General features: G+C 37.1%; 24 protein-coding genes. 21 read left to right on the top strand and 3 right to left on the bottom strand.

Annotated elements, in window-relative coordinates:
• Positions 1–17: 17 nt before the first annotated feature.
• Positions 18–551 (bottom strand): DUF2529 family protein, encoded by a 534-nt coding sequence (locus CRO00_RS00340; protein WP_097071661.1) that lies wholly within the window; start codon positions 549–551, stop codon positions 18–20.
• Between the two features lie 181 nt (positions 552–732).
• On the opposite strand from CRO00_RS00340, the gene CRO00_RS00345 reads away from it, so the two are divergent.
• The 16 genes from CRO00_RS00345 (at position 733) to CRO00_RS00420 (ending at position 15,717) form a co-directional block, all read left to right on the top strand.
• Complete coding sequence (locus CRO00_RS00345) at positions 733–1,095, top strand: response regulator (protein WP_097071662.1); 363 nt, start codon at positions 733–735, stop codon at positions 1,093–1,095.
• 1,014 nt (positions 1,096–2,109) lie between these two features.
• Complete coding sequence (locus CRO00_RS00350; RefSeq protein ID WP_097071663.1) at positions 2,110–2,964, top strand: class II fructose-bisphosphate aldolase; 855 nt, start codon at positions 2,110–2,112, stop codon at positions 2,962–2,964.
• A gap of 167 nt (positions 2,965–3,131) precedes the next feature.
• The gene (gene fsa / locus CRO00_RS00355; protein ID WP_097071664.1) at positions 3,132–3,782 is read left to right on the top strand and encodes a fructose-6-phosphate aldolase; all 651 of its coding nucleotides are present in this window, start codon (positions 3,132–3,134) and stop codon (positions 3,780–3,782) included.
• A 227-nt stretch (positions 3,783–4,009) separates the two neighbouring features.
• On the top strand, positions 4,010–5,290 hold the full coding sequence (locus CRO00_RS00360) for a UDP-N-acetylglucosamine 1-carboxyvinyltransferase (RefSeq protein WP_097071665.1): 1,281 nt from the start codon (positions 4,010–4,012) through the stop codon (positions 5,288–5,290).
• 102 nt (positions 5,291–5,392) lie between these two features.
• Positions 5,393–6,358 (top strand): class II fructose-bisphosphatase, encoded by a 966-nt coding sequence (gene glpX / locus CRO00_RS00365; RefSeq protein ID WP_097071666.1) that lies wholly within the window; start codon positions 5,393–5,395, stop codon positions 6,356–6,358.
• Positions 6,359–6,539: 181 nt separating this feature from the next.
• Positions 6,540–7,820, top strand: a complete 1,281-nt coding sequence (gene rho / locus CRO00_RS00370; protein ID WP_097071667.1) for a transcription termination factor Rho — start codon at positions 6,540–6,542, stop codon at positions 7,818–7,820.
• A gap of 358 nt (positions 7,821–8,178) precedes the next feature.
• Positions 8,179–8,379, top strand: coding sequence for a 50S ribosomal protein L31 (gene rpmE / locus CRO00_RS00375; RefSeq protein WP_097071668.1), 201 nt, complete (start codon positions 8,179–8,181; stop codon positions 8,377–8,379).
• Between the two features lie 107 nt (positions 8,380–8,486).
• Complete coding sequence (locus tag CRO00_RS00380) at positions 8,487–9,059, top strand: thymidine kinase (RefSeq protein ID WP_097071669.1); 573 nt, start codon at positions 8,487–8,489, stop codon at positions 9,057–9,059.
• A gap of 116 nt (positions 9,060–9,175) precedes the next feature.
• Entirely contained in the window at positions 9,176–10,252 is a 1,077-nt protein-coding gene (prfA, locus tag CRO00_RS00385) for a peptide chain release factor 1 (RefSeq protein WP_097071670.1), read from the top strand.
• On the top strand, positions 10,239–11,102 hold the full coding sequence (prmC, locus tag CRO00_RS00390; protein WP_097071671.1) for a peptide chain release factor N(5)-glutamine methyltransferase: 864 nt from the start codon (positions 10,239–10,241) through the stop codon (positions 11,100–11,102). The genes prfA and prmC overlap by 14 nt, the downstream gene beginning before the upstream one ends.
• Positions 11,103–11,146: 44 nt before the next feature.
• A complete protein-coding gene (locus CRO00_RS00395; RefSeq protein ID WP_097071672.1) occupies positions 11,147–11,743 on the top strand; it encodes a stage II sporulation protein R in 597 nt (198 codons plus the stop codon).
• A gap of 101 nt (positions 11,744–11,844) precedes the next feature.
• Complete coding sequence (locus CRO00_RS00400) at positions 11,845–12,876, top strand: L-threonylcarbamoyladenylate synthase (RefSeq protein WP_097071673.1); 1,032 nt, start codon at positions 11,845–11,847, stop codon at positions 12,874–12,876.
• A gap of 145 nt (positions 12,877–13,021) precedes the next feature.
• Positions 13,022–13,534, top strand: coding sequence for a manganese efflux pump MntP (locus CRO00_RS00405; protein ID WP_097071674.1), 513 nt, complete (start codon positions 13,022–13,024; stop codon positions 13,532–13,534).
• Positions 13,535–13,550: 16 nt separating this feature from the next.
• A complete protein-coding gene (locus tag CRO00_RS00410; RefSeq protein ID WP_097071675.1) occupies positions 13,551–14,003 on the top strand; it encodes a low molecular weight protein arginine phosphatase in 453 nt (150 codons plus the stop codon).
• Positions 14,000–15,295: a methyl-accepting chemotaxis protein gene (locus CRO00_RS00415; RefSeq protein ID WP_097071676.1), complete on the top strand. Its 1,296-nt coding sequence runs from the start codon at positions 14,000–14,002 to the stop codon at positions 15,293–15,295. The genes CRO00_RS00410 and CRO00_RS00415 overlap by 4 nt, the downstream gene beginning before the upstream one ends.
• A 65-nt stretch (positions 15,296–15,360) precedes the next feature.
• On the top strand, positions 15,361–15,717 hold the full coding sequence (locus tag CRO00_RS00420; protein WP_237658280.1) for a c-type cytochrome: 357 nt from the start codon (positions 15,361–15,363) through the stop codon (positions 15,715–15,717).
• A gap of 110 nt (positions 15,718–15,827) precedes the next feature.
• Here the strand turns inward: CRO00_RS00420 and CRO00_RS00425 are convergent, their stop codons facing one another.
• Positions 15,828–17,348 (bottom strand): hypothetical protein, encoded by a 1,521-nt coding sequence (locus CRO00_RS00425; RefSeq protein ID WP_097071677.1) that lies wholly within the window; start codon positions 17,346–17,348, stop codon positions 15,828–15,830.
• A 2-nt stretch (positions 17,349–17,350) separates the two neighbouring features.
• Entirely contained in the window at positions 17,351–17,992 is a 642-nt protein-coding gene (locus CRO00_RS00430; protein ID WP_097071678.1) for a hypothetical protein, read from the bottom strand.
• Positions 17,993–18,359: 367 nt separating this feature from the next.
• On the opposite strand from CRO00_RS00430, the gene rpiB reads away from it, so the two are divergent.
• The 5 genes from rpiB to wecB all read left to right on the top strand — a co-directional run bounded on the left by rpiB (position 18,360) and on the right by wecB (position 22,827).
• Positions 18,360–18,797 (top strand): ribose 5-phosphate isomerase B, encoded by a 438-nt coding sequence (rpiB, locus tag CRO00_RS00435; protein ID WP_097071679.1) that lies wholly within the window; start codon positions 18,360–18,362, stop codon positions 18,795–18,797.
• Positions 18,798–18,806: 9 nt separating this feature from the next.
• Positions 18,807–19,361: a TIGR01440 family protein gene (locus CRO00_RS00440; RefSeq protein ID WP_097071680.1), complete on the top strand. Its 555-nt coding sequence runs from the start codon at positions 18,807–18,809 to the stop codon at positions 19,359–19,361.
• A gap of 90 nt (positions 19,362–19,451) precedes the next feature.
• Entirely contained in the window at positions 19,452–20,714 is a 1,263-nt protein-coding gene (gene glyA, locus CRO00_RS00445) for a serine hydroxymethyltransferase (RefSeq protein WP_097071681.1), read from the top strand.
• Between the two features lie 198 nt (positions 20,715–20,912).
• Positions 20,913–21,542: a uracil phosphoribosyltransferase gene (gene upp, locus CRO00_RS00450; protein WP_097071682.1), complete on the top strand. Its 630-nt coding sequence runs from the start codon at positions 20,913–20,915 to the stop codon at positions 21,540–21,542.
• Between the two features lie 166 nt (positions 21,543–21,708).
• Positions 21,709–22,827, top strand: a complete 1,119-nt coding sequence (gene wecB, locus CRO00_RS00455; RefSeq protein ID WP_097071683.1) for a non-hydrolyzing UDP-N-acetylglucosamine 2-epimerase — start codon at positions 21,709–21,711, stop codon at positions 22,825–22,827.
• Positions 22,828–23,282: the final 455 nt, after the last annotated feature.

A 23,282-nucleotide genomic window follows, 5' to 3' on the forward strand; every position in this document is an offset into this window, starting at 1 on the left:
ATATTAATGTTATAAATTTATTCTATTTCGTCATCAGATAGCATTTCGTCATAGTTTAACTTGATTGCTTCATAGATAAACAATCCGGCCATTAAATAAGGAAATATAACACGTTCTCCTAAATTCGTCGGATGAGGTAATAATCCACCACGAATTTTCATAGATACATAAGTGTAAGCTAAATTACTTAATATATTTTGTTCATCTTGTGATTCACTTGAAACAACGGCAAAAGGTATAAATTTTTCGTAAAGCGTTTGAGCAAGATTTAGAACTTTTGGATTTTCAATACTAGGAGTAAAAATGCAAACGCGATCAACGTCCGTAACAACGGTTGTTTCTGACCATTTTTCAAGATTTGCGAATTTTTCTATACCTTGTAAAGCGTTAGTTTCGATTGCTTCTAGCTCATCAAAACATGCAAAATACACTTTACCTTGACCAACACTAGCTTGGGCAAGTAGACGAGCAGTTTCTTCAATAGCTTCTTCTTCACTTTGAATAATTTTTTGGAATAACCCACTCATTTGAGTAGAAAGTATTTTTGACATAGTTCCACCTCTTCTTTGATGTATTATAATTTTTCGAGTGGTAAAAAGCAAAATATGAAATTATTGTGAATAAATATGATGATAGTATTAATATAAAAAGTATACATGTTTAGAATTGTAAATTCAGGGGAAATAAAAGGTGAAATACATACTACTAATTTAATTTAAGGGGAAAAGAACTGTGAGAAAAATATTAATTGTAGATGATCAAAGAGGAATTCGTCTTTTACTAGAAGAAGTATTTTCGAGGGAAGGATATGAAGTATATCAGGCGATTAATGGTTTAGAAGCATTATCAATTATTAAAAATAATAGTATTGATTGTGTCTTACTGGATATGAAAATTCCTGGTATGAATGGTTTTGAAATTTTGCAAGAAATCCGTTCGCTAAACTTTACGATGCCTATTTTTATGATGACTGCGTTTGGTGATCAGGAGTTAATGGATGAAGCGAAGAGTTTAGGCGTGGTTAAATATTTTACAAAGCCATTTAATATATTTGAAGTAACAAAAGAAGTAAATGAAGTATTAGCGGCTTCTTAGTTCGATATTTTGATTCTCATTTTTTATGGTAATTTCTCCTTAAGCTTATTATTTTTAGATGAAATACTTAGAATAAGAATCTGCATATTGTGCAGAATTCAATCCCGTCTTCAACTCGATAGACGGGATTTTTTTGTTTTGTATTGTGAAGAGAGTAGTTATATGTTTTTGTCTGTCGCATTGGCTTTCGGCGCAGAAAAGCATGTCGTCTCTACACTTGAGAGACGTAAGAGGTAAATAATTCGGGAAGAGGTATATTACTCATAAAGTGTTTTTGCGCCTGCATCTGCCGCTAAAGCTTTCGATGCAGTACCTTGATGATTTAGTAATAAATACTAAAAAAGGGTGGAATAAAGATAAAGAACCCTATCTGATTATTTTTACGTGTCGCAAGCTTTCGGCGCAGAAAACGATGTAGTCTCACTTGAGAGACAGAAGATAGGTGGTGGTACTTAACTATATAAATAAAAACGTAATATGCTGAGAGTTTTAGTCAATATTAAAGTGAATAGATGTTTCGTTTGAGGAAAGTACCTATTTATATGTTTTTGCGCCTGTCGCTTTGGCTTTCGGCGCAGAAAAACATGTCGTCTCTACACTTGAGAGACGTAAGAGGTAAATAATTCGGGAAGAGGTATATTACTTATAAAGTGTCTTTGCGCCTGTCGCATTGGCTTTCGGCGCAGAAAACGCTGTAGTCTCACTTGAGAGACGTAAGAAGTAAAAAATTCGGGAAGAGGTATATTACTTATAAAGTGTTTTTGCGCCTGTCGCTTTGGCTTTCGGCGCAGAAAACGCTGTAGTCTCACTTGAGAGAGTTAAGAAGTAAATACAAATGAACAACAGTAATTTACTGATAAGGAGTTTTTGCAGCTGTCGCAAGCTTTCGCTGCAGAAAAGCATGTCGTCTCTACACTTGAGAGACGACATGCTTTTTGTTATAGTTAATCTGGAATATTTATTGGAATGTTTTAGCATAATAATAAAAAATTTCGTCCTAGGAGGATTTTTGAGATGCCATTAGTATCTATGAAAGAAATGTTAATTAAAGCGAAAAAAGAAGGATATGCGGTAGGTCAGTTTAATATAAATAACTTGGAATTTACTCAAGCAATTTTACTAGCTGCTGAAGAAGAAAAATCCCCAGTAATCCTTGGTGTTTCTGAAGGTGCAGGGAAGTATATGGGTGGATTTATTTCTGTTGTCCACATGGTAAAAGGTTTAATGGAAAGTTATAAAATAACGGTTCCTGTGGCAATTCATTTAGACCACGGTTCAAGTTTTGATAAATGTAAAGAAGCCGTAGACGCTGGATTTACTTCTGTAATGATTGATGCTTCTCACCACCCATTTGAAGAAAACGTAAAAATTACTTCTGAAGTAGTGGAATATGCGCATGCAAAAGGTGTTTCTGTTGAGGCTGAGCTAGGTACTGTTGGTGGAGAAGAAGATGGCGTTATTGGCGGTATCAACTACGCAAACCCACAAGAATGTAAAGCGTTAGTAGAACAAACTGCAATCGATTGTTTAGCACCTGCTTTAGGATCTGTTCACGGGCCATATAAAGGGGAACCAAACTTAGGATTTGCCGAAATGGAAGAAATCTCAAACCTTACAGATCTTCCACTTGTTTTACATGGTGGTACTGGGATTCCAACAAAAGATATTCAACGTTCAATCTCTTTAGGTACGGCTAAAATTAACGTAAATACAGAAAACCAAATTGCAGCAACAAAAGTTATTCGCGAAATTTTAGAAAAAGACCAAAAAGTTTATGACCCACGTAAATACTTAGCACCAGCACGCGATGCAATTAAAGAAACTGTAATCGGTAAAATGCGCGAATTCGGTAGTTCACAAAAAGCTTAATTTTAAGGATGCAGAATAGTTTATAATTATTGGGAAAATGTTTACTATAATGTAAATACCTAATTTCTGCTTTTCTTGATTGAATAATGATTTACAGGAGAAGAGTCGGATAGATGAATCGACCTTCTCCTCATTTTTGATAGTTGAAAATTTAAGGAGGCTTTCTAATGAAGTTTTTTATTGATACAGCAAATTTTGAGGAAATTAAAGAAGCACATTCATGGGGGATTTTATCAGGTGTTACAACAAATCCTTCACTAGTTGCAAAAGAAGAAAATGTGTCGTTCCATGATCGTTTACGTGAGATTGCAGAACTTGTTAATGGTTCTGTAAGTGGTGAAGTAATTTCTCTTGATGCAGAAGGAATGATTAAAGAAGGTTTAGAATTAGCGGCTATTGCTCCAAACATTACGGTTAAACTACCCATGACACCAGATGGACTAAAAGCTTGTAAATTCTTCTCTGAAAAAGGAATTAAAACAAATGTGACACTAATTTTTAGTGCAAACCAAGCATTAATGGCTGCTCGTGCAGGTGCAACATACGTTTCTCCATTCGTAGGACGTCTTGATGATATCGGTCAAACGGGTTCTGAATTAATTGGGACAATTGCTGACATTTTTGCGATTCATGATATTCCAACTGAAATCATTGCAGCGTCTATCCGTCATCCTCAACACATTACAGAAGTAGCGTTAGCTGGAGCAGATATCGCAACAACTCCTTTCAAAGTATTAAAACAACTTTTCCATCATCCATTAACTGATAAAGGAATTGAAGGGTTCCTAGCTGATTGGGAAAAACGAAAAAGTAAATAACTATTAGTCCCAACTGTCAACTTAACTGGAATTTTAAATAATATATAAGATAAATGAAAAAAACTTATTTTCTTTATGTAAAATAGGCTTTAAATTGTGAAATTGGTAAATAATAAGAAAAAATGAATTATTATTTGGTCACCTTTGTTTTAGAAAGTGAGCGGATCTGACAAGTAAGTAAAGGACAATAATAAGTGAAACTTTCCAATCATAAGGGAGAACGTGTAATGGATGTTTATAAAATCATCGGTGGGAACCGTCTAAAAGGAACAGTGAAAGTCAGTGGAGCAAAAAATAGTGCGGTTGCTTTAATCCCAGCTTCTATCCTTGCAAATTCGACTGTCACAATCGGTGGAATACCTGAAATATCTGATGCTTGGACGTTAAAAGCATTGTTGGAGGAAATCGGTGGTGAGGTCGCTTTCAAAGATGGTCAAATGGAAATCGACCCGACACAAATGCAAGCCATTCCTTTACCAAATGGCAATGTGAAAAAACTTCGCGCCTCTTATTATTTAATGGGGGCAATGCTTGGTCGTTTCAAAAAAGCAGTAATTGGACTACCAGGGGGATGTTTTTTAGGTCCTCGTCCAATCGACCAACATATTAAAGGTTTTGAAGCACTCGGAGCTAAAGTAACAAACGAACATGGTGCAATTTATTTACGTGCAGACGAATTGGTCGGTGCAAAAATTTATTTAGACGTTGCCAGTGTTGGAGCTACTATTAATATTATGCTAGCAGCAGTACGTGCAAAAGGGCGTACTGTCATTGAAAATGCTGCAAAAGAGCCAGAAATCATTGATGTTGCAACACTTTTAACGAATATGGGTGCGAATATTAAAGGTGCTGGTACAAGTGTCATTCGAATCGATGGTGTCGACGAATTGCATGGAACAAAACATACAATTATCCCCGATCGTATTGAAGCTGCTACGTTTATGATAATGGCAGCAGCAATCGGTGATGGTGTTACTGTTGATAATATTATTCCATTCCATCTTGAAGCTATAACTGCAAAATTACGTGAAATGGGTGTCAAAGTGGTTGAAGGGGAAGAAAGTATTTTTATTCCAAGATCAGACGCACTTCAAGCAGTGGATGTGAAAACTCTTGTATATCCAGGGTTCCCTACTGACGTACAACAGCCACTATCGGTATTAATGACGCAAGCTGTTGGTGCATCTAAAGTAACGGATACAATTTATTCTGCCCGCTTTAAACATATTGATGAACTTCGACGTATGAATGCGAATGCAAGAGTGGAAGGGAATACTGCTATCATTCAAGGTCCGACAAAACTTCACGGATCGAAAGTGACAGCTACTGATCTTCGTGCTGGAGCGGCATTAGTATTAGCTGGTTTAGTTGCAGACGGAGAAACTGAAATACAAGAAATATATCATATCGAACGAGGATATAGTTCCTTAATAGAGAAATTGTGTTCATTGGGCGCAAACATTCGTCGTGAAACCATCACGGTTAGTACATCTAACCGTGTTGAATAAGGACTAAATAAATTAAAACCCAAAATGCAAATATAACAATTTATGTTACAATAGATGGACATGATAGTTTCGGTATACCCGAAAACAGGAGGCAAATGAAGAATGGAACGTAGTTTAACGATGGAAGTAGTACGCGTTACCGAAGCAGCAGCGATTGCTTCTGCGAAATGGATGGGACGTGGCTTAAAAGAGGAAGCAGATGACGCCGCAACAACAGCAATGCGTGCGTTATTCGATACAATTCCAATGCATGGTACCGTAGTGATTGGTGAAGGAGAAATGGATGAAGCACCAATGCTTTATATTGGTGAAGAACTTGGCCAACGTAACGGCGGTCCACATGTGGATATTGCAGTTGACCCTCTAGAAGGAACGAACATCGTTGCAAAAGGAACAAACGGAGCAATTACCGTACTTGCAATAGCAGACCGTGGAAATTTATTAAATGCACCAGATATGTATATGGAAAAATTAGCAGTTGGACCAGAAAGTAAAGGGAAAGTAGACATTAACGCATCGGTTACTGACAATTTAAAAGCAGTAGCAAAAGCAAAAAACAAAGAAATTTCAGATGTAGTTGCCATTTTACTAGACCGTCCTCGCCATCAACATATTGTAGATGAAATTCGCGCTGCAGGAGCACGAATCAAATTTATCCAAGACGGAGATGTAAATGCCGCAATTAGTACTGCATTTGACGAAACAGGTATCGACATTATGTTCGGTACTGGTGGAGCTCCAGAAGGGGTAATTTCTGCCGTAGCTTTAAAATGTTTAGGTGGAGATTTCCAAGGTAAATTAATACCAGAAGACGAAGAGCAAGCTTTACGATGCAAAAATATGGGAATCGATCTTGATAAAGTGTTATACTTAGAAGACCTTGTAAAAGGGGATGACGCAATCTTTGCTGCAACAGCAGTTACAGATAGCGAACTATTACGAGGCGTACAATATAAAGGGGACTATTGCTTAACACATTCAGTTGTTATGCGTGCAAAAACTGGAACAGTACGTTTCATTGAAGGTCGCCACAGTATTGATAAAAAACCAAAATACGTAAAAGAATAACTTCAAATGTAACGCCTGATTAAAAATATTAAGACTGGATATTCTATAAGAATAAATCCCACAATATTTCTACATAATTTTAATCAGGCTTTTTCCTTCCAAACTTTCAAAAACACCTTACAGTAAGTAAATTCCAACATATTAAGTTAGATTCGAAAATTTAAAAGACTGGAGAAATGCTATGTCAGCTCTTACTATAGCTCAATTAGAAAATATGACGTTGAAAGAGTTATATGCTCTTGCACGTGATTACAAGATTTCATATTATAGTAAATTAACAAAAAAAGAATTAATCTTTGCAATATTAAAATCTCGATCCGAACAAGAAGGTTTCTTCTTCATGGAAGGAGTTTTAGAAATTGTAAATCAAGAAGGTTTCGGATTCCTTCGACCAATTAACTATTCTCCTTCAAAGGAAGATATTTATATTTCTGCTTCTCAAATTCGTCGTTTCGACCTTCGAAATGGGGACAAGGTTTCTGGGAAAGTGCGTCCACCTAAAGAAAATGAACGATATTTTGGATTACTTCAAGTGGATGCAGTTAACGGTGAAGACCCAGAAATTGCAAAAGAACGTGTTCACTTTCCAGCATTAACACCACTTTATCCAGATCGACATATCAAATTAGAAACAGAATCACATAAACTATCAACTCGAATTATGGATTTAGTTGCCCCTGTTGGATTTGGCCAACGTGGGCTAATTGTGGCCCCTCCGAAAGCAGGGAAAACATCGCTTTTAAAAGAGATTGCTAATGCCATTACAACAAACTATCCGGAAGCAGAATTAATTGTCTTATTAATTGACGAACGACCAGAAGAAGTTACAGATATTGAGCGTTCAGTAAAAGCAGACGTAGTAAGCTCTACTTTTGATGAAGTTCCTGAAAATCACGTAAAAGTGGCCGAGCTTGTCTTAGAACGTGCTCGTCGTTTAGTTGAACATAAACGTGATGTAATTATTTTAATGGATTCGATAACACGTCTTGCTCGTGCTTATAACTTAGTAATCCCACCAAGCGGCCGTACATTATCAGGTGGTATCGACCCAGCAGCATTCCACCGTCCAAAACGATTCTTCGGTTCTGCTCGTAATATTGAAGATGGTGGTAGTTTAACAATTCTAGCAACTGCATTAGTAGATACAGGTTCCCGTATGGATGAAGTAATCTATGAAGAGTTTAAAGGGACTGGTAACTTAGAACTTCATTTAGATCGTCAACTTGCTGAGCGTCGTATCTTCCCAGCTCTTGACATTCGTCGTTCTGGTACACGTAAAGAAGAATTGCTCATCCCTGCAGAACAACTAGAAAAACTATGGGCAATCCGCAAAACATTCTCAGATGCACCTGACTTTGCAGAACGCTTCCTGAAAAAACTTCGCAGCACAAAATCAAACGAAGAATTTTTCGATAAACTTGATAGCGACATGAAAAAAGCAAAAGGTAAAGGGTTGCTATAAGTTGCCACTTAAGCGAGTGAGCAAAACCTCCGCGAGAATGGACAAAACGTTGCGCTATGTGGACAAAATCCAAGCGTGAATGGACGAAACGTTGCGCTATGTGGACAAAATCCAAGCGTGAATGGACGAAACGTTGCGCTATGTGGACAAAAACCATGCGCAAATGGACAAAATGATCCGCTTTTTGGACAAAACCTACGCAGATGGCAAATATTTTTTCTTGCGTTAAGGAATATTACTTGCTATAATCTTTTAGGTATGTAACGTGTGCATATGTAACTGACATATTCGGGTTATGTAAGGCACGGTTCGAATAATACTCTGTTCCGGATGGTTCAGGGCGAGAGGAGAAACGAATATGAAACAAGGAATTCATCCAGATTACAAAACTGCAACAGTAACTTGCTCTTGCGGTAACACTTTTGAAACTGGTTCAGTAAAAGAAAAAATCACTGTTGAATTTTGCAACGAGTGCCACCCATTCTATACTGGCCGTCAAAAATTCGCGTCTGCTGACGGACGTGTGGATCGTTTCAACAAAAAATACGGTCTTAAATAAGAATTTTATAAAATGCCTGCCAAGCAAATGCTGGCAGGCATTTTTTAAGTTTGTGCATAATTTGTTCGTTCAACTATGATGAAAAACGAGAAATGAGGTATGCTTGAATGGCGCAATTATTTTTTAAACATGGTGCTATGAATAGTGGAAAATCCATTGAAATTCTTAAAGTTGCTCATAACTATGAAGAACAAGACAAACCAGTATTAATTTTTACGTCGGGAATCGATACGAGAGATGAAGTAGGGTACGTATCAAGCCGAATTGGACTTCGCCGTAAAGCAATACCTGTATTTGATGAAACAAACCTGTTTGAATACGTGAAAAACTTCCCAGGAAAATTATATTGTGTTTTAGTAGATGAAGTACAATTCTTAACAAAAGAACATGTTTTACAATTAACTAAAATTGTCGACATTTTAAATATACCTGTCATGGGCTTCGGCTTAAAAAATGATTTTCAAAATGAACTATTCGAAGGTAGTCGCTACATGCTCATCTATGCTGACAAAATCGAGGAAATGAAAACGATTTGTTGGTTTTGCCATAAAAAAGCAACGATGAATCTACGTGTAGATGAAAACAACAAGCCTGTCTACACAGGAGAACAAATTCAAATCGGTGGCAATGATACATATTATCCTGTTTGCCGCCAATGTCATGTAAATCCACCTTTATAAAAGGTTGTAATTTCTTTATACTAAAAAAGAAAAACGCAATTGGCGGATAAATACCCGATTTAGGCGGATAACGCTAATCCACATAAAATATAAAAATCAATAACAGAGGTGAAACCATGTTTGATCGTCTACAAGCGGTTGAGGACCGTTACGAAAGATTAAATGAATTATTAAGTGATCCGGATATCGTAAGTGATAGCAAAAAACTTCGTGAATATTCAAAAGAACAATCAGATATTCAAGAGATGGTAGAAGTTTATCGCGAATATAAAAATGTCAAACAACAACTAGCTGATACGAAAGAAATGCTAGAAAACGAAAAAGACCCAGACATGTATGAAATGGTCAAAGAAGAATTCAATGAACTAAATGCGCAAATTCCAGAATTAGAAGAGCGCCTAAGAATCCTTCTTATCCCGAAAGACCCGAATGATGATAAAAACGTTATTATGGAAATTCGCGGTGCAGCAGGTGGGGATGAAGCGAATATTTTCGCAGGGGATTTATTCCGTATGTACACGCGTTACGCAGAAGCACAAGGCTGGAAAATCGACATTATGGAAGCAACACCAAACGCAATGGGTGGTTATAAAGAGGTAATCTTTATGATTAACGGGCAAGGTGCATATTCAAAATTCAAATATGAAAATGGTGCACACCGAGTTCAGCGTGTTCCAGCAACAGAATCACAAGGTCGTATTCATACTTCAACAGCAACAGTAGCATGTCTTCCAGAAGTTGAAGAAGTTGACGTAGAAATCCATGAAAAAGATATTCGTGTTGATACATTTGCATCAAGTGGTGCTGGTGGGCAATCCGTTAACACGACAATGTCCGCTGTTCGTATGACCCATCTTCCAACAGGTGTAGTGGTTTCCATGCAAGATGAGCGTTCACAAATTAAAAACCGTGAAAAAGCAATGAAAATCTTACGTGCTCGTGTAGCGGATATGTATATGCAAGAAGCACAAAAAGAAATTGATGCAACACGTAAATCAGCAGTAGGTACAGGAGATCGTTCTGAACGTATTCGCACATATAACTATCCACAAAATCGTGTCACAGACCACCGCATTGGTTTAACTCTGCAAAAACTAGATATCATTATGGAAGGCAAGTTAGACGAAATTATTGATGCACTAATGTTAGAAGAACAAGCATCAAAACTTGCCCACTTAAATGATGAAGCATAAAACAATTTTCGAGGCCCTTAAATGGGCTTCTTCTTATTTAGTGGACAAAGGTCGTGACGAAAATGCTGCAAGGCTACTATTGCAGCATATTTACCAAACAAACTATTCTGGTTTAATGATGCGAATGCACGATATCATATCAAATGATCAACTCGAACAACTTGAAAACTATGTGAATCAACATGCTTTAGGGCGCCCTGTGCAATATATTACAGGTGTCGAAGAATTTTACGGTAGATCCTACACTGTAAATGAATCAGTTTTAATTCCAAGACCGGAAACAGAAGAACTGATTGTTGCCGCGCTTAACCGAATACACAAACTATTTGGCAAAGATGCTTCAGTGAAAATTGCAGATATTGGAACGGGTAGTGGTGCCATTGCTATTACAATGAAGTGCGAAATGCCAAATGCGGAAGTAGTAGCAACAGATATTTCCGAATCAGCTCTTAAAACCGCACAAAAAAATGCACAATCTCACAATGCGCAAATTGAATTTCGTCTTGGTGATCTAACTGAACCGCTCCAAAATGAAAAATGGGACGTTATTTTATCAAACCCACCCTACATTAGTTATGAAGAAGCAAAAGAAATGTCGGAGGTTGTTTTGGAACACGAGCCACATTCAGCGCTTTTTGCAGAAGAAGACGGACTAATCCTTTATCGAAAACTTGCAGAACAATTGCCAACTTTATTAAAAAAGCCAGCTTTAATTGGTGTTGAAATTGGCCATTTGCAAGGAGAAGCAGTTGCGAAATTCTTTAAAACTAGCTTTCCTGAGGCGAAAATAGAAATTATAAAAGATATTAATCAAAAAAATCGTTTTGTTTTTTGTGAAATTGATGTATAAAAAGTTCTCTTCCTGCCAATTATGATGTCAGGGAGGGATTTAAAATGTTAAACGATTACGAGATTACAAGAGTAGAAAACGAGAAAGTAAATTATATTTTAAGTGTATTAAAATTAGTAGCCGGTGCAGTAGCCATTTTATGTTCAATTATTTTATTACCAAATTTAATAGATGAAGTTTATGAAACTAGAAACAGTACAATAGATAATTCATTAAAAATTCGCGTCGTTGCGAATAGTAACACAACTGCTGACCAACAACTTAAAAATGAGGTTGTGGATAGTTTACAGCCGATATTCACAGAAATTCAGAAAAATGAATTAAATGGTGTGGATAACGATGAAAGTTATGCACAACTAGCAACTTTTGTAGAAAAACATTATCCACAAGAAAATATTCAAATTAATATTGGAGATCATTTAATTCCGCCAAAGTTGGATGCAAATACGTTTTATCCGCAACATGTTTACAATTCACTTGTCCTTACAATAGGCAACGGACGTGGAGATAACTGGTGGTGCAGTATTTTCGGCAATGTGTGTGAAAGTGCACAAGAAAAAGAAGATGTAAAAGAAACAGAAAAAGAAGAACCTGAAGTGAAGTTCTTTATTTGGGAATGGATTAAGAAACTATTTAGCTAATTTATTCGAACAATTTTGAAAGTTATGCACAATAGTTGATAACTTATCCACAAACTGTGTATAACTGTAGTGATATACTCAAAAATAAAGGAGGGAGTAAGATGGAGACTATCCGATTGCTTGTGGATAAAAGTGGGGATAACGAGGGAATTTATTCACAAGCTGTGGATTTATTAAATAATGGGGAAGTTGTAGCCTTTCCAACCGAAACTGTTTACGGTCTAGGCGCAGTTGCAACAGATGATCGGGCGGTAAAAAAAATATTCGAAGCAAAAGGCCGTCCATCTGATAACCCATTAATTGTACATATTGGATCAATTGAAGATGTATTAAATTTCATAGAAGAAATTCCTCAAAATGCATTCAAACTAATGGATTCATTTTGGCCCGGCGCATTGACACTTATTATGAAAGTGAAACCTGGTGTATTTGCTCCAAGTGTTACAGCTGGGTTATCCACAGTGGGAATTCGAATGCCGGACCATGAAGTTGCACTAAACTTACTTAGAAAGTTACAAAAACCAATTGCCGCTCCAAGTGCAAACAGAAGTGGCAAACCAAGCCCTACGAAAGCTATTCACGTAGAGGAAGATTTGCGTGGAAAAATCCCGTTAATTCTCGACGGGGGTACTACTGGAATTGGTTTAGAGTCGACAGTGTTGGATATCACTGTAAACCCGCCAGTAATTTTACGTCCAGGTGGAATTACACAAGAGATGCTACAAGAAGTAATTGGGGAAGTTATTTTACCAAATAAAGAGCAGCAACAACTCGAAACAACACCAAAGGCACCCGGAATGAAGTACACACATTATGCTCCAGAGGCACCCGTTTATTTAATTGAGAGTGATCAACAAATAGTCGAAAATGCCATTATCCAACTAAAAAGTGATGGGAAACAGGTTGCTTTACTAGCTCCTTCCAACTTCCATTCATTAGGTGCTGACTATTTCTTTACTTTTGGCAACGAGGGAGATCAAGAAAGAATGGGTGCAAAACTATATGATGATCTACGCGCTTGCGATAAAACAAAGGCAAATATTATTCTCGTAACGACAACTTCAACAGAAGGAGTTGGCGCTGCAATTATGAATCGACTCGAAAAAGCTTCTGGTGGAAAATGGTATAAATAACTCAAGTAAGATTGGCTTTTAGGATGAACCTAATGGCCAATCTTTTTTATTGTTCCTCTAAAATCTATGTCGATGAAAAGCCATGATAATGGTAACTTCCTACGCATAAGATAGTAGAAATCTTAAATAGGAAAGAGGACAATACTTGCAGGAAATATTAACAGGACTCATTGTTGCTTTAGATGTAGTTGCACTATATCTACTCCTACCAGATGTGAAAAGACGTTTATTACTGTCTTTATGGACAGCCATTTTACATATGATATTCCCAATAATAGGATATACTTTAGGGAACTGGATGTTGACTTTGTTAACACATTGGTCAAATATTATATCCAGTGTCTTATTATTTTTTATTGGGCTTCAATTGATACTTTCGACAAAAAACCGACAAGTAATAGCGATTCCTATCGTAATTTTAGCAATAACAGCAAGTTTAGATACCTTTTCAGTTAGCATTTCTTTTGGTATGCTAAACTTACAAAAACATTTATTTATTATGAGTGCAGGAATATGGACCTTTGTTCTTTCCTATATCTCACTTCATCTTGCAAAAAGCCATATCCCTTTAAAAGGAGATGTTCTAAAATGGATTGCAGGGATTTCATTATTAACTATTAGTATCCTTACTTTCATAAATAGTCTTGATAATACTTAAAAGGAAGAGTGACAGCATGAATATCTATTTTATCTGTACTGGTAACACATGTAGAAGTCCAATGGCAGAGGCCATTTTAAAAGCACGAAGTATTCAAGGAGTTCAAGTAAAATCAGCAGGAATTTATGCTCTTGAGGGGGGCGAGATATCAGAAAATGCCAAAGCAGTACTAGAGCAAGATCAAATTAAGTTTGATCATATTACATCTCAAGTAAAGCAACAAGATATCGAATGGGCAGATTTAATTCTGACGATGACATTGGCGCATAAAAATATGATTCTACAATCGTTTCCAAATGCTCAAAACAAAACATTTACTTTAAAAGAATATGTTGCACCATATAGTTCAAAAGATGTATCAGATCCTTTTGGAGGAGATATTAATACGTATAGACAAACGTATGAGGAATTATCAAGATTAATTGACGATTTACATTTAAAAATTACTGGGGGTCGTACTACTGAATGAAGAACAATAAAAACTTTAACTTACGCAGAAAGTTAGTTTTATTCGTTGGAGTATTAGCACTTATTACGTACTCTACTAGTTTCATATTTATTCATTATTTGCATCCAATGTTCTTCTCAAAAATAATACCAAATCTAATAGTATTTGAATTTTTAACTTATGCTTTAGGTATTCTTTGGTCTAGTATTTTAGCAGCGATATTTAGTGTCATCTTAGTAAAACCATTACAAAATCTTGAGGAAACAGCAACACTTGTCGCAGAAGGGAAAATTGGACGAGATGTGGAAATTAGAAATTCTCGTGATGAAATCCAATCTGTAGCCGAAGCATTCCAATTAATGCTAACAAACTTAAGACAAATGGTTGATAGTATTGAAGGCAACTTCAAAAAAACAAATGAAACAATTATTAATCTATCAGATCAAACGGCCTCTGCTTCTCGAAAAGCAGAAGGAATTGCCGAAACAGTAAGTCAAATTTCTGAAGGCGCTGAAGCTTCTGCGGTGGCAGTTCAAGAAACAGTAGAAGCAATTGAAGATGTGCGATTATTAGCTTCAGAAGTAAATGAGCGTGCGTTGGATTCAGCTACTCAATCCAAAAAAATCATTAGCAATTTAGAATCTACAACAAACTCAATCCAAGGCTTAGTAAGTAGCATTCAACAAATTGCAAACGGTAATGAAAAAGCGCTAGATAATATCCACCAACTTGAAAAAAATGCAGAGCAAATCGAACGAATTATTAGTTTAGTAGGGGATATTGCAGCTCAAACAAATTTACTAGCTTTAAATGCTTCCATTGAGGCAGCTCGAGCAGGTGAGCATGGTAAAGGATTTGCTGTAGTTGCTGAAGAGGTACGTGGACTAGCAGATGAAAGTGGTAAGGCGGTTCAAGGTATAACTGCATTAATTAAAGCGATGCAAGAAAATGTGAATCTCGTTGTAAAACAAATGAAAGAACAAGTAACGTTTGCTGTAAAAGAATCTTCAAAAGTCTCGGAAACTACTGCTATAGTGGAAGGAATGGCTTCTAGCGTTAGAGAAATGGCTGATGCGGTTGTGGATATATCCCAATTAGTAGAAAGACAGATGATTAATATAGAAACTACTGCTCGACAATCCCAAGAAGTCGCGGCTATCGCAGAGCAAACATCAGCGGGAGCCCAAGAAGTTCGCGGTTCAACGGAAGAACAAGCTTATGCGATAGAACAAGTAGAGAAATTATCTCAAGATTTAAAACGTCAATCTGAGGAACTATACCGTATGATTCAACAGTTTGACCGTTCAAAATAAAATTCCATATTTTACTAATAGTGCTATAATAGTTATAGCACTATTTTTATTTTGGGGGGATAGTTATGAAGGGGAAGGGACTCACAAAAATGTTATTAACAAGTTGCTTTTTTCTAATTTTACTAGCTGGATGTAGCGGAGATAAAACAGAAACAACAACGGAAACAAGCAGTGCTCAACAAGAAGAAGGACAAGCATTAGATGAAACCTTAGTAGCAGAAGGTGAAAAAATTGCAAAATCTAACTGTATTGGTTGCCACGGGATTGATTTAGCTGGGGATATTGGTCCAAACTTACAAAACATTGCATTAACAAAGGAACAAATTGTAGAACTTCTAATTAAAGGAAGAAAAACAATGCCACCTGCAACAGCAAATGGACACGAGGAAGCCGTTGCGGAATATTTGTTGTCTTTAAAATAAGATATAAGTAGCCGTAAAGCCAACTTGTTTGTTGTCTCTATGGCTTTTTTCATGCACATATTTCAATAAAAAAGCAGACGCCCTTTTGAGACGTCCACTTTGAAAACTTTTTATTCTGTTACTTCAAACATTGTGCGAATCGCTGGGATTCCTGTTCCAGGGTGGTCTTCGCGATAAGTAAGCATCGGTCTTAAATAGTAAGTAGGTTGTGTTTGTTGTCCTTTATAGATAGAAGGGTAAATATCGATAAACTGATATCCTGGGTCGCCAGTTGCTTTCAATCGTAATTTGATTGTTCCTTGGCTATTGAATCCACAAATATAACCAATGTAAGAGTTGTTATATAAAACGCCTAAAGCATTATCGAATTCTGTCCACCCAGAACCTTTAATTTCAATGACAAACTCAGTTCCTACTGGTCCAGACGATGGTGTAATAGATGCAATGGAAGGTAAAATTCTTAAATACGTTTGACCATAAACTTCATCTCCAACTTTTAAGTCGATTAAGTGAGGGAGGCCTCCTAAATCATCTGGAATGTTAAATTTATGAGTTAATTTACCATCCGCATCGGTTTTTGCTTCGCCAATATCGAATACTTCTTCACCATAACCTTCAGCCGTTACGCGAGTACCTACCATCGTATGCCAATCAAATTTAATTGTTTCATTTTTTGGTAAACCAGAAGCAGTTAACACGACAGGCTCGCCAACCGTTCCTTCAGATTTGTCGATTGATACAGATACACCGTCTTTATTAACAGGGTCTGGCATTTTAATACCGCCATTTGCAGGTTGTGGAGCTTCTTCAACATAAGAAGCTGTTGTTACTGGTTGATCGCCTGTAATTTCAAAAGCAAAATAATGCGTATCGATGTAGTTTATCGCCGAGCTACTTCTACTTAAGTAAGGGAAGCCCATTGCACCACTTTCAACAGTAATACTATGCGTACCTGCTTTACCTGATGCGCGCACTACCGCTTTTGCTTTCCCGTTTGTCGTAATCGCTGTAATAATACCAGAGAAGTTGTTATCGTAGTTCAAGTGCCATAAACTCCCAAACATTTTCCAACTTAACCCTTCGCCTGTAACGGTAATTTCGGTACCAGGTGGGCCAGATTCAGGACTCATCGTAAAGACCGTTTCTACAAAAACGTTCGCTTTTGCAATAACCGCATCTTCTTGATAAATTAATAAATCATGATCGTCACCAAAGCCATCTGGAATTTTGAAAGACCCTTCCCATTTTCCAGCACCATCTGCAGTACCTTCTGCAACCGTTTTTTCAACTGGCTCAAAAGTTGTGCCGATAAATGAATAATTGTCTTCAATTTGGTAAGATCCAACCATATCTACCCATACTAATTTTACAGGTAAATCCGGTTTTAAAGATTCTACAGAAACCGCTATTTCATCGCCAATACGACCGCTTGGATTACTTAATGTCACTTTCCCTTGGAGATTTACTTCTGCTTCTTTTTCTTCAGGTTTTGCAGTTTCATTCGTTTCTTTGGATTCCGTCGATTTCGTTGTTTCTTCTGGTGCTTTTGTTTTCTCTTCGTTTGCGGCGTCAGTACATCCGCTAACTAGTAATAGTAGTGCGAAGAGTGCTACGGTTAGATGTTTTTTCATTATTATGCATCACCTTCTCCATCGGCTGGTTGCTGTTCAGCGTTTTCTCCTCCGCCTTCAGCTTCTTCCTTTGCTTTCGCTTCTGCCGCTGCTTTTGCCTCAGCAGTTAATTTCTCTTCAGCACCTTTTTCAAGTATCGTTAATTTCGATAAAGAAACATTGAATGGTTCGTGTGTATATTCTTTACCATCCACTTCAGCAATTAGTTTATAATCAAGTGTTCCAGTTGGGAAATCGTCTGGAATTGTCCATAAAACTGTCCAAAGTATTGTGCCTTCTTCACCATGAGGGCCCATTTTCATTTCGTATTCTTCGCCATTGCCTAATACAACTTTTACTTTTGCATCTTCAATCGTTGCATTTGTTTTACTGTCGATAACATTTGCGCGGAAAACAAGACTATGGCCTCTTTCAAAACGACTATCTACAACACAAACTGCATCTGCTTGGAAGTGTGAGTTAATTGTATCCCCTTTAACAATAACAGCTGCTTCTTCACTTGCTGCCGTCTCGGTTGTTTCAGCTTCTTCAGGTGTGCTTTGTTCAGTATCAACAACTTTAACTTCTTCTTCAGTACATCCTGCTGCAATCAATGCTGCTAGTAAAGCGCTTACAAACAAACTCCCCTTTGTTTTCCCTTTCATAACCTTCCCCCTTAAAATGTAATTAATTCACCATTTTTTCCAAAATAATGAAGTTACTTTCTATTATAATAGTGATAGGTCAATAGTCAATGGACAAAGTTTTGCATTATTTAACTATTATTAATAGAAAAAGGAGATAATCAGTTCTAATTTCGTTCAGAAGGATTTTCAAGCAATTTCGAATAAAGGTGAATGATTTTAGGGAAATATGTTTAAAAATCAATGAAAAAGTGAACGTTCTAATATTTGAAAGCGAAATCATTCGTATTTTAAGAAAAAGTTTATCGTGTTCTGTGTAAAATTCATGTTATTCTTATGCAATAAGTGGTACACTGATGATGAAACAATCGCGTAGGAGGTTACAAAAGTGAAAATCGCAATTTCTTCTGACCACGGTGGGAATAATTTACGTAAAGAAGTTATGTCACTTTTAGATGAACTAAACATTAGCTATGAAGATTTTGGCCCACAAAGTTCAGATTCAGTAGACTATCCGGATTTTGCAAGACCGGTTGCAGATGGTGTAGCAAGCGGGAAGTTTGATCGTGGTATATTAATTTGCGGAACTGGCATTGGGATGTCAATTGCTGCAAACAAAATAAAAGGAATTCGTTGTGCATTAGTACATGATGTTTTCAGTGCAAAAGCAACACGTTGTCATAATGATTCAAACATTTTAGCAATGGGTGAACGTGTAATTGGTCCTGGGCTTGCTTGTGAAATTGTAAAAGCATGGCTTGGTACAGAATTCGAAGGTGGTCGTCACGCTCGACGCATCGAAAAAATTACAGAACTTGAAGGGTAAGTGACATCTATGTCGTTTCAACATCTACAAGATCAATTAGCTCAACTGCTCAATGAAATGGAACAACAAGTCGATTTTCAACCAAAACAATTATTCGTCATAGGTTGCTCTACATCTGAGGTTGCGGGTTCTAAAATCGGAACTGCAGGAGCAATGGAAGTAGCAGAAGTACTGTATGCAGAATTAAATCGTTTTGCAAAAAAACACGATCTTTATTTAGTTTTCCAAGGCTGTGAACATATTAACCGCGCGTTAACGATGGAATATGAAGCAGCATTAAAATATTCGTACGAGCCGGTTGCAGTCATTCCTGTAAAACATGCAGGTGGCTCCATGTCGGCATACGCCTATACACAATTCGAAAATCCAGTGGTTGTCGAACATGTTCGTGCACATGCTGGAATTGATATTGGACAAACAATGATTGGAATGCATCTAAAAGAAGTAGCAGTGCCAATTCGTACTTCAATTCGTCAAATTGGGGATGCCATTGTAACAGTGGCAAAAACACGACCAAAATTAATCGGTGGTGAGCGTGCTATTTATATAAAAGTAGAAGAGTAGCATGCAGTATTTTCTGATAAGTTTGATAAAAATCTAAATTAAGATTTTTTCATTATATAAAAATACAAGATTTTTAGGGGGATTTGAACAATGGCATACGAAAAACTAGCAGCGCAAGACAAAGCGGTTCTAGAAGGAATTTTAGCAGAGAAAAAGCGTCAACAATTAAATATCGAGTTAATCGCATCAGAAAATATCGTTTCTGAAGCTGTAATGGAAGCACAAGGTTCTGTATTAACAAATAAATATGCAGAAGGTTACCCTGGTAAACGTTACTATGGTGGTTGCGAACACGTTGACGTAGTAGAAGATATTGCACGCGATCGTGTAAAAGAAATCTTCGGAGCTAGATTTGCAAACGTACAAGCCCATTCAGGTGCTCAAGCTAACATGGCTGTATACTTTACACTTTTACAACCAGGCGACACTGTACTTGGTATGAACCTTTCACACGGTGGTCACTTAACACACGGCTCACATGTTAACTTCTCTGGTATTCAATATAATTTCGTAGAGTATGGTGTTACAAAAGATACAAACGTTATTGATTATGAAGATGTTCGTGCAAAAGCATTAGAGCATAAACCAAAATTAATCGTTGCAGGTGCATCAGCTTACCCACGTGAAATCGACTTTAAAAAATTCCGTGAAATCGCGGATGAAGTAGGTGCATACTTCATGGTAGACATGGCTCACATCGCAGGTCTTGTAGCTGCTGGTGAACATCCAACGCCAGTTCCTTATGCACACTTCACAACATCAACTACACACAAAACATTACGCGGTCCTCGTGGTGGATTAATTTTAACAAATGATGAAGAGCTTGCGAAAAAAATTGACAAAGCAGTGTTCCCAGGAATTCAAGGTGGTCCATTAATGCACGTAATCGCTGCGAAAGCTGTTGCATTTGGCGAAGCATTACAACCAGAATTCAAAGAGTACGCAAAACAAATTAAATCAAACGCACGTAGCTTAGCTGAAACTCTAGTTGCTGAAGGATTAGAGCTTGTATCAGGCGGTACTGACAACCACTTATTACTAGTAAACGTAAAATCAGTAGGCTTAACTGGTAAAGTGGCAGAACATTTACTTGATGAAGTTGCCATTACAGCGAACAAAAATACAATTCCTTACGATGAAGAAAAACCATTCGTTACGAGTGGTATCCGTTTAGGTACTGCGGCTGTTACTTCTCGTGGCTTCAAAGAAGAAGACCTGAAAGAAGTAGGTTTAATCATTGCTAAAGTTCTTAAAAACCCTGAAGATGAAGCAGTAAAAGCAGAAGCGCGTGACCGTGTGAAAGCTTTAACTGACAAATATCCGATATACGAAGATTTAGTTACAAATATTTAATGTTGAAACCCTCGTTCATTTTGTGGACGGGGGTTTTTGATGGTCAGGGAGATCTTTTCACAAATTAGACTGATAAGGAAAACTTCATTCCCATCCATTCGACATAATGTTTTATGTTTAAACAATTTTTGATATACTATGCTAGATAAAGTGAATCTTCATTATATAGATGGGGAAAATAGTTAGGAGCGAACAACATTGAGCAAAGTTTATGTATTTGACCACCCATTAATTCAACACAAATTAACGTATATTCGTGATAAAAAAACAGGAACGAAAGAATTCCGTGAACTTGTTGACGAAGTAGCGACTCTTATGGCCTTTGAAATTACACGTGATTTACCTGTAGAAGAAATTGAAATCGAAACACCTGTACAAACGGCAAAAGCAAAAGTACTGTCAGGTAAAAAAATCGCCCTAGTTCCGATTTTACGCGCTGGTATTGGTATGGTTGATGGCGTACTTAAATTAATTCCAGCAGCAAAAGTAGGCCATATTGGTTTATATCGTGACCCAGAAACTTTAAAACCTGTAGAATATTATGTAAAACTTCCTGCTGATGTTGAAGAACGTGATTTCATCGTAGTAGACCCAATGCTTGCAACTGGTGGCTCTGCTGTAGAAGCGATTCATTCATTGAAAAAGCGCGGAGCAAAAAGCATTAAATTTATGTGTTTAATTGCTGCCCCAGAAGGTGTACAAGCTATTCAAGAAGAACACCCAGACGTGGATATCTATATTGCTGCGTTAGACGAAAAACTTAATGACCACGGCTATATCGTTCCAGGTCTTGGTGATGCGGGCGACCGTTTATTCGGTACGAAATAGAAAATTCGCACATAAATAGCAGGAAACCGCACATAAACTCGTCAAAACCGCACATAAATGGTATGAAACCGCACATAAACACACCAAAACCGCACATAAAAAATTAAACCGCGTCCTTCGTTTAGGCGAAGGGCGCTTCACAATGTAAAAGGATGGTGCAAGACATTTGACTAAAAAGTGGAAAGTGATGACGATTTTCGGAACAAGACCTGAAGCCATTAAAATGGCGCCCCTTGTTCTTGAATTGCAAAAACATCCAGACAAAATTGAATCAATTGTTACCGTTACAGCACAACATCGCCAAATGTTAGACCAAGTGCTCGAAACTTTTCAAATACAACCAGATTATGATTTAAATATAATGAAAGATCGCCAAACATTAATCGATGTAACGACAAATGCACTTCAAGGTCTTGATGAAGTCATGAAAGATGCAAGACCGGATATTGTGTTAGTTCACGGCGATACATCAACAACCTTTGTTGGAAGCCTTGCTGCATTTTACAATCAAATTGCAATCGGGCACGTAGAAGCTGGTTTACGCACAGGTAACAAATATTCTCCATATCCAGAAGAAATGAATCGGCAATTAACAGGTGTGATGGCGGATTTACATTTTGCACCAACAGAAAATTCCAAAGATAATTTAATAAAAGAAAATAAAAATATTGAAAACATTTTCGTGACAGGAAATACCGCAATTGATGCATTGAAAACTACTGTTCGAGAAAACTACTCTCACCCAGTATTGGACAAAATTGGGGATAGTCGTATGATTTTACTTACTGCCCATCGTCGAGAAAACCTCGGTCAACCAATGCGTAATATGTTCCGTGCAATTAAACGGATACTAGCTGAACATGAGGATGTGCAAGTAATTTATCCAGTACATTTAAATCCTGCAGTACGTGAGGTAGCTGATGAAGTCTTAGGAGATGATCCTAGAATTCATTTAATTGAACCTCTTGAAGTACTAGATTTCCATAACTTTGCGGCGCGTTCATACATGATTTTAACGGATTCTGGTGGGATTCAAGAAGAAGCACCATCATTAGGAAAACCAGTGCTGGTACTGCGAGATACAACAGAGCGTCCAGAAGGCATTGCTGCTGGTACGTTGAAGTTAGCAGGAACAGAGGAAGAAACAATCTATCAATTAGCCAAAGAATTACTAGAAGATGGCACGGCTTATGAAAAAATGGCTCATGCATCAAATCCTTATGGTGATGGATATGCTTCTGAACGAATTGTCAAGGCTTTGATTAGCTTTTTAGAAAGAAGTTAATAATATTGTGCAATAGTGAGAATAATTTTACAAATATTTTAATAATGCCTACAAAAGTGATGGGAATTTTAAATGAAAGTTGGAAATTAATCACATAATAACTTCATAAATTTGTCGACAATTTGACAAGATTTCAGTTGTTGTGAAGTTTTTCACCTGAACCAATTGACATCAAATTTCCCCTATTGTATGCTTACAAAGGGTAAGAATGATAAGGGTTTTGAGTCCGAAAATGGCCCCGAAACGCTTGTTATATCAAGTTTCTACTAGGTTGGCAGTTGAAATTAATCAGTTGTCAATTTGCAACGTTTTCAGGCGTCTGAATACTTAATGATTGCAAAGGAGAAAATGCGGTAAGAAAGAAATTTCTCGAAAAGACGACAAATTTCTGTGAATAAATCAGATTTTTCGACATCAAATTTTCCGCGTGCATCCCATTATACTACGCTTGATTT

The sequence above is a fragment of the Ureibacillus xyleni genome, assembly GCF_900217795.1.
GTDB lineage: Bacteria > Bacillota > Bacilli > Bacillales_A > Planococcaceae > Ureibacillus > Ureibacillus xyleni.

Bases quoted from the DNA above. Each gene is read 5' to 3' on its own strand.
- prfA (WP_097071670.1), top strand. From the start codon at position 9,176: ATGTTTGATCGTCTACAAGCGGTTGAGGACCGTTACGAAAGATTAAAT.
- CRO00_RS00410 (WP_097071675.1), top strand. From the start codon at position 13,551: ATGAATATCTATTTTATCTGTACTGGTAACACATGTAGAAGTCCAATG.
- prmC (WP_097071671.1), top strand. From the start codon at position 10,239: ATGATGAAGCATAAAACAATTTTCGAGGCCCTTAAATGGGCTTCTTCT.
- CRO00_RS00395 (WP_097071672.1), top strand. From the start codon at position 11,147: ATGTTAAACGATTACGAGATTACAAGAGTAGAAAACGAGAAAGTAAAT.
- CRO00_RS00400 (WP_097071673.1), top strand. From the start codon at position 11,845: ATGGAGACTATCCGATTGCTTGTGGATAAAAGTGGGGATAACGAGGGA.
- CRO00_RS00350 (WP_097071663.1), top strand. From the start codon at position 2,110: ATGCCATTAGTATCTATGAAAGAAATGTTAATTAAAGCGAAAAAAGAA.
- rpmE (WP_097071668.1), top strand. From the start codon at position 8,179: ATGAAACAAGGAATTCATCCAGATTACAAAACTGCAACAGTAACTTGC.
- CRO00_RS00425 (WP_097071677.1), bottom strand. From the start codon at position 17,348: ATGAAAAAACATCTAACCGTAGCACTCTTCGCACTACTATTACTAGTT.
- fsa (WP_097071664.1), top strand. From the start codon at position 3,132: ATGAAGTTTTTTATTGATACAGCAAATTTTGAGGAAATTAAAGAAGCA.
- CRO00_RS00420 (WP_237658280.1), top strand. From the start codon at position 15,361: ATGAAGGGGAAGGGACTCACAAAAATGTTATTAACAAGTTGCTTTTTT.
- CRO00_RS00340 (WP_097071661.1), bottom strand. From the start codon at position 551: ATGTCAAAAATACTTTCTACTCAAATGAGTGGGTTATTCCAAAAAATT.
- CRO00_RS00440 (WP_097071680.1), top strand. From the start codon at position 18,807: ATGTCGTTTCAACATCTACAAGATCAATTAGCTCAACTGCTCAATGAA.
- glyA (WP_097071681.1), top strand. From the start codon at position 19,452: ATGGCATACGAAAAACTAGCAGCGCAAGACAAAGCGGTTCTAGAAGGA.
- CRO00_RS00360 (WP_097071665.1), top strand. From the start codon at position 4,010: ATGGATGTTTATAAAATCATCGGTGGGAACCGTCTAAAAGGAACAGTG.
- CRO00_RS00380 (WP_097071669.1), top strand. From the start codon at position 8,487: ATGGCGCAATTATTTTTTAAACATGGTGCTATGAATAGTGGAAAATCC.
- rho (WP_097071667.1), top strand. From the start codon at position 6,540: ATGTCAGCTCTTACTATAGCTCAATTAGAAAATATGACGTTGAAAGAG.
- glpX (WP_097071666.1), top strand. From the start codon at position 5,393: ATGGAACGTAGTTTAACGATGGAAGTAGTACGCGTTACCGAAGCAGCA.
- CRO00_RS00430 (WP_097071678.1), bottom strand. From the start codon at position 17,992: ATGAAAGGGAAAACAAAGGGGAGTTTGTTTGTAAGCGCTTTACTAGCA.
- CRO00_RS00415 (WP_097071676.1), top strand. From the start codon at position 14,000: ATGAAGAACAATAAAAACTTTAACTTACGCAGAAAGTTAGTTTTATTC.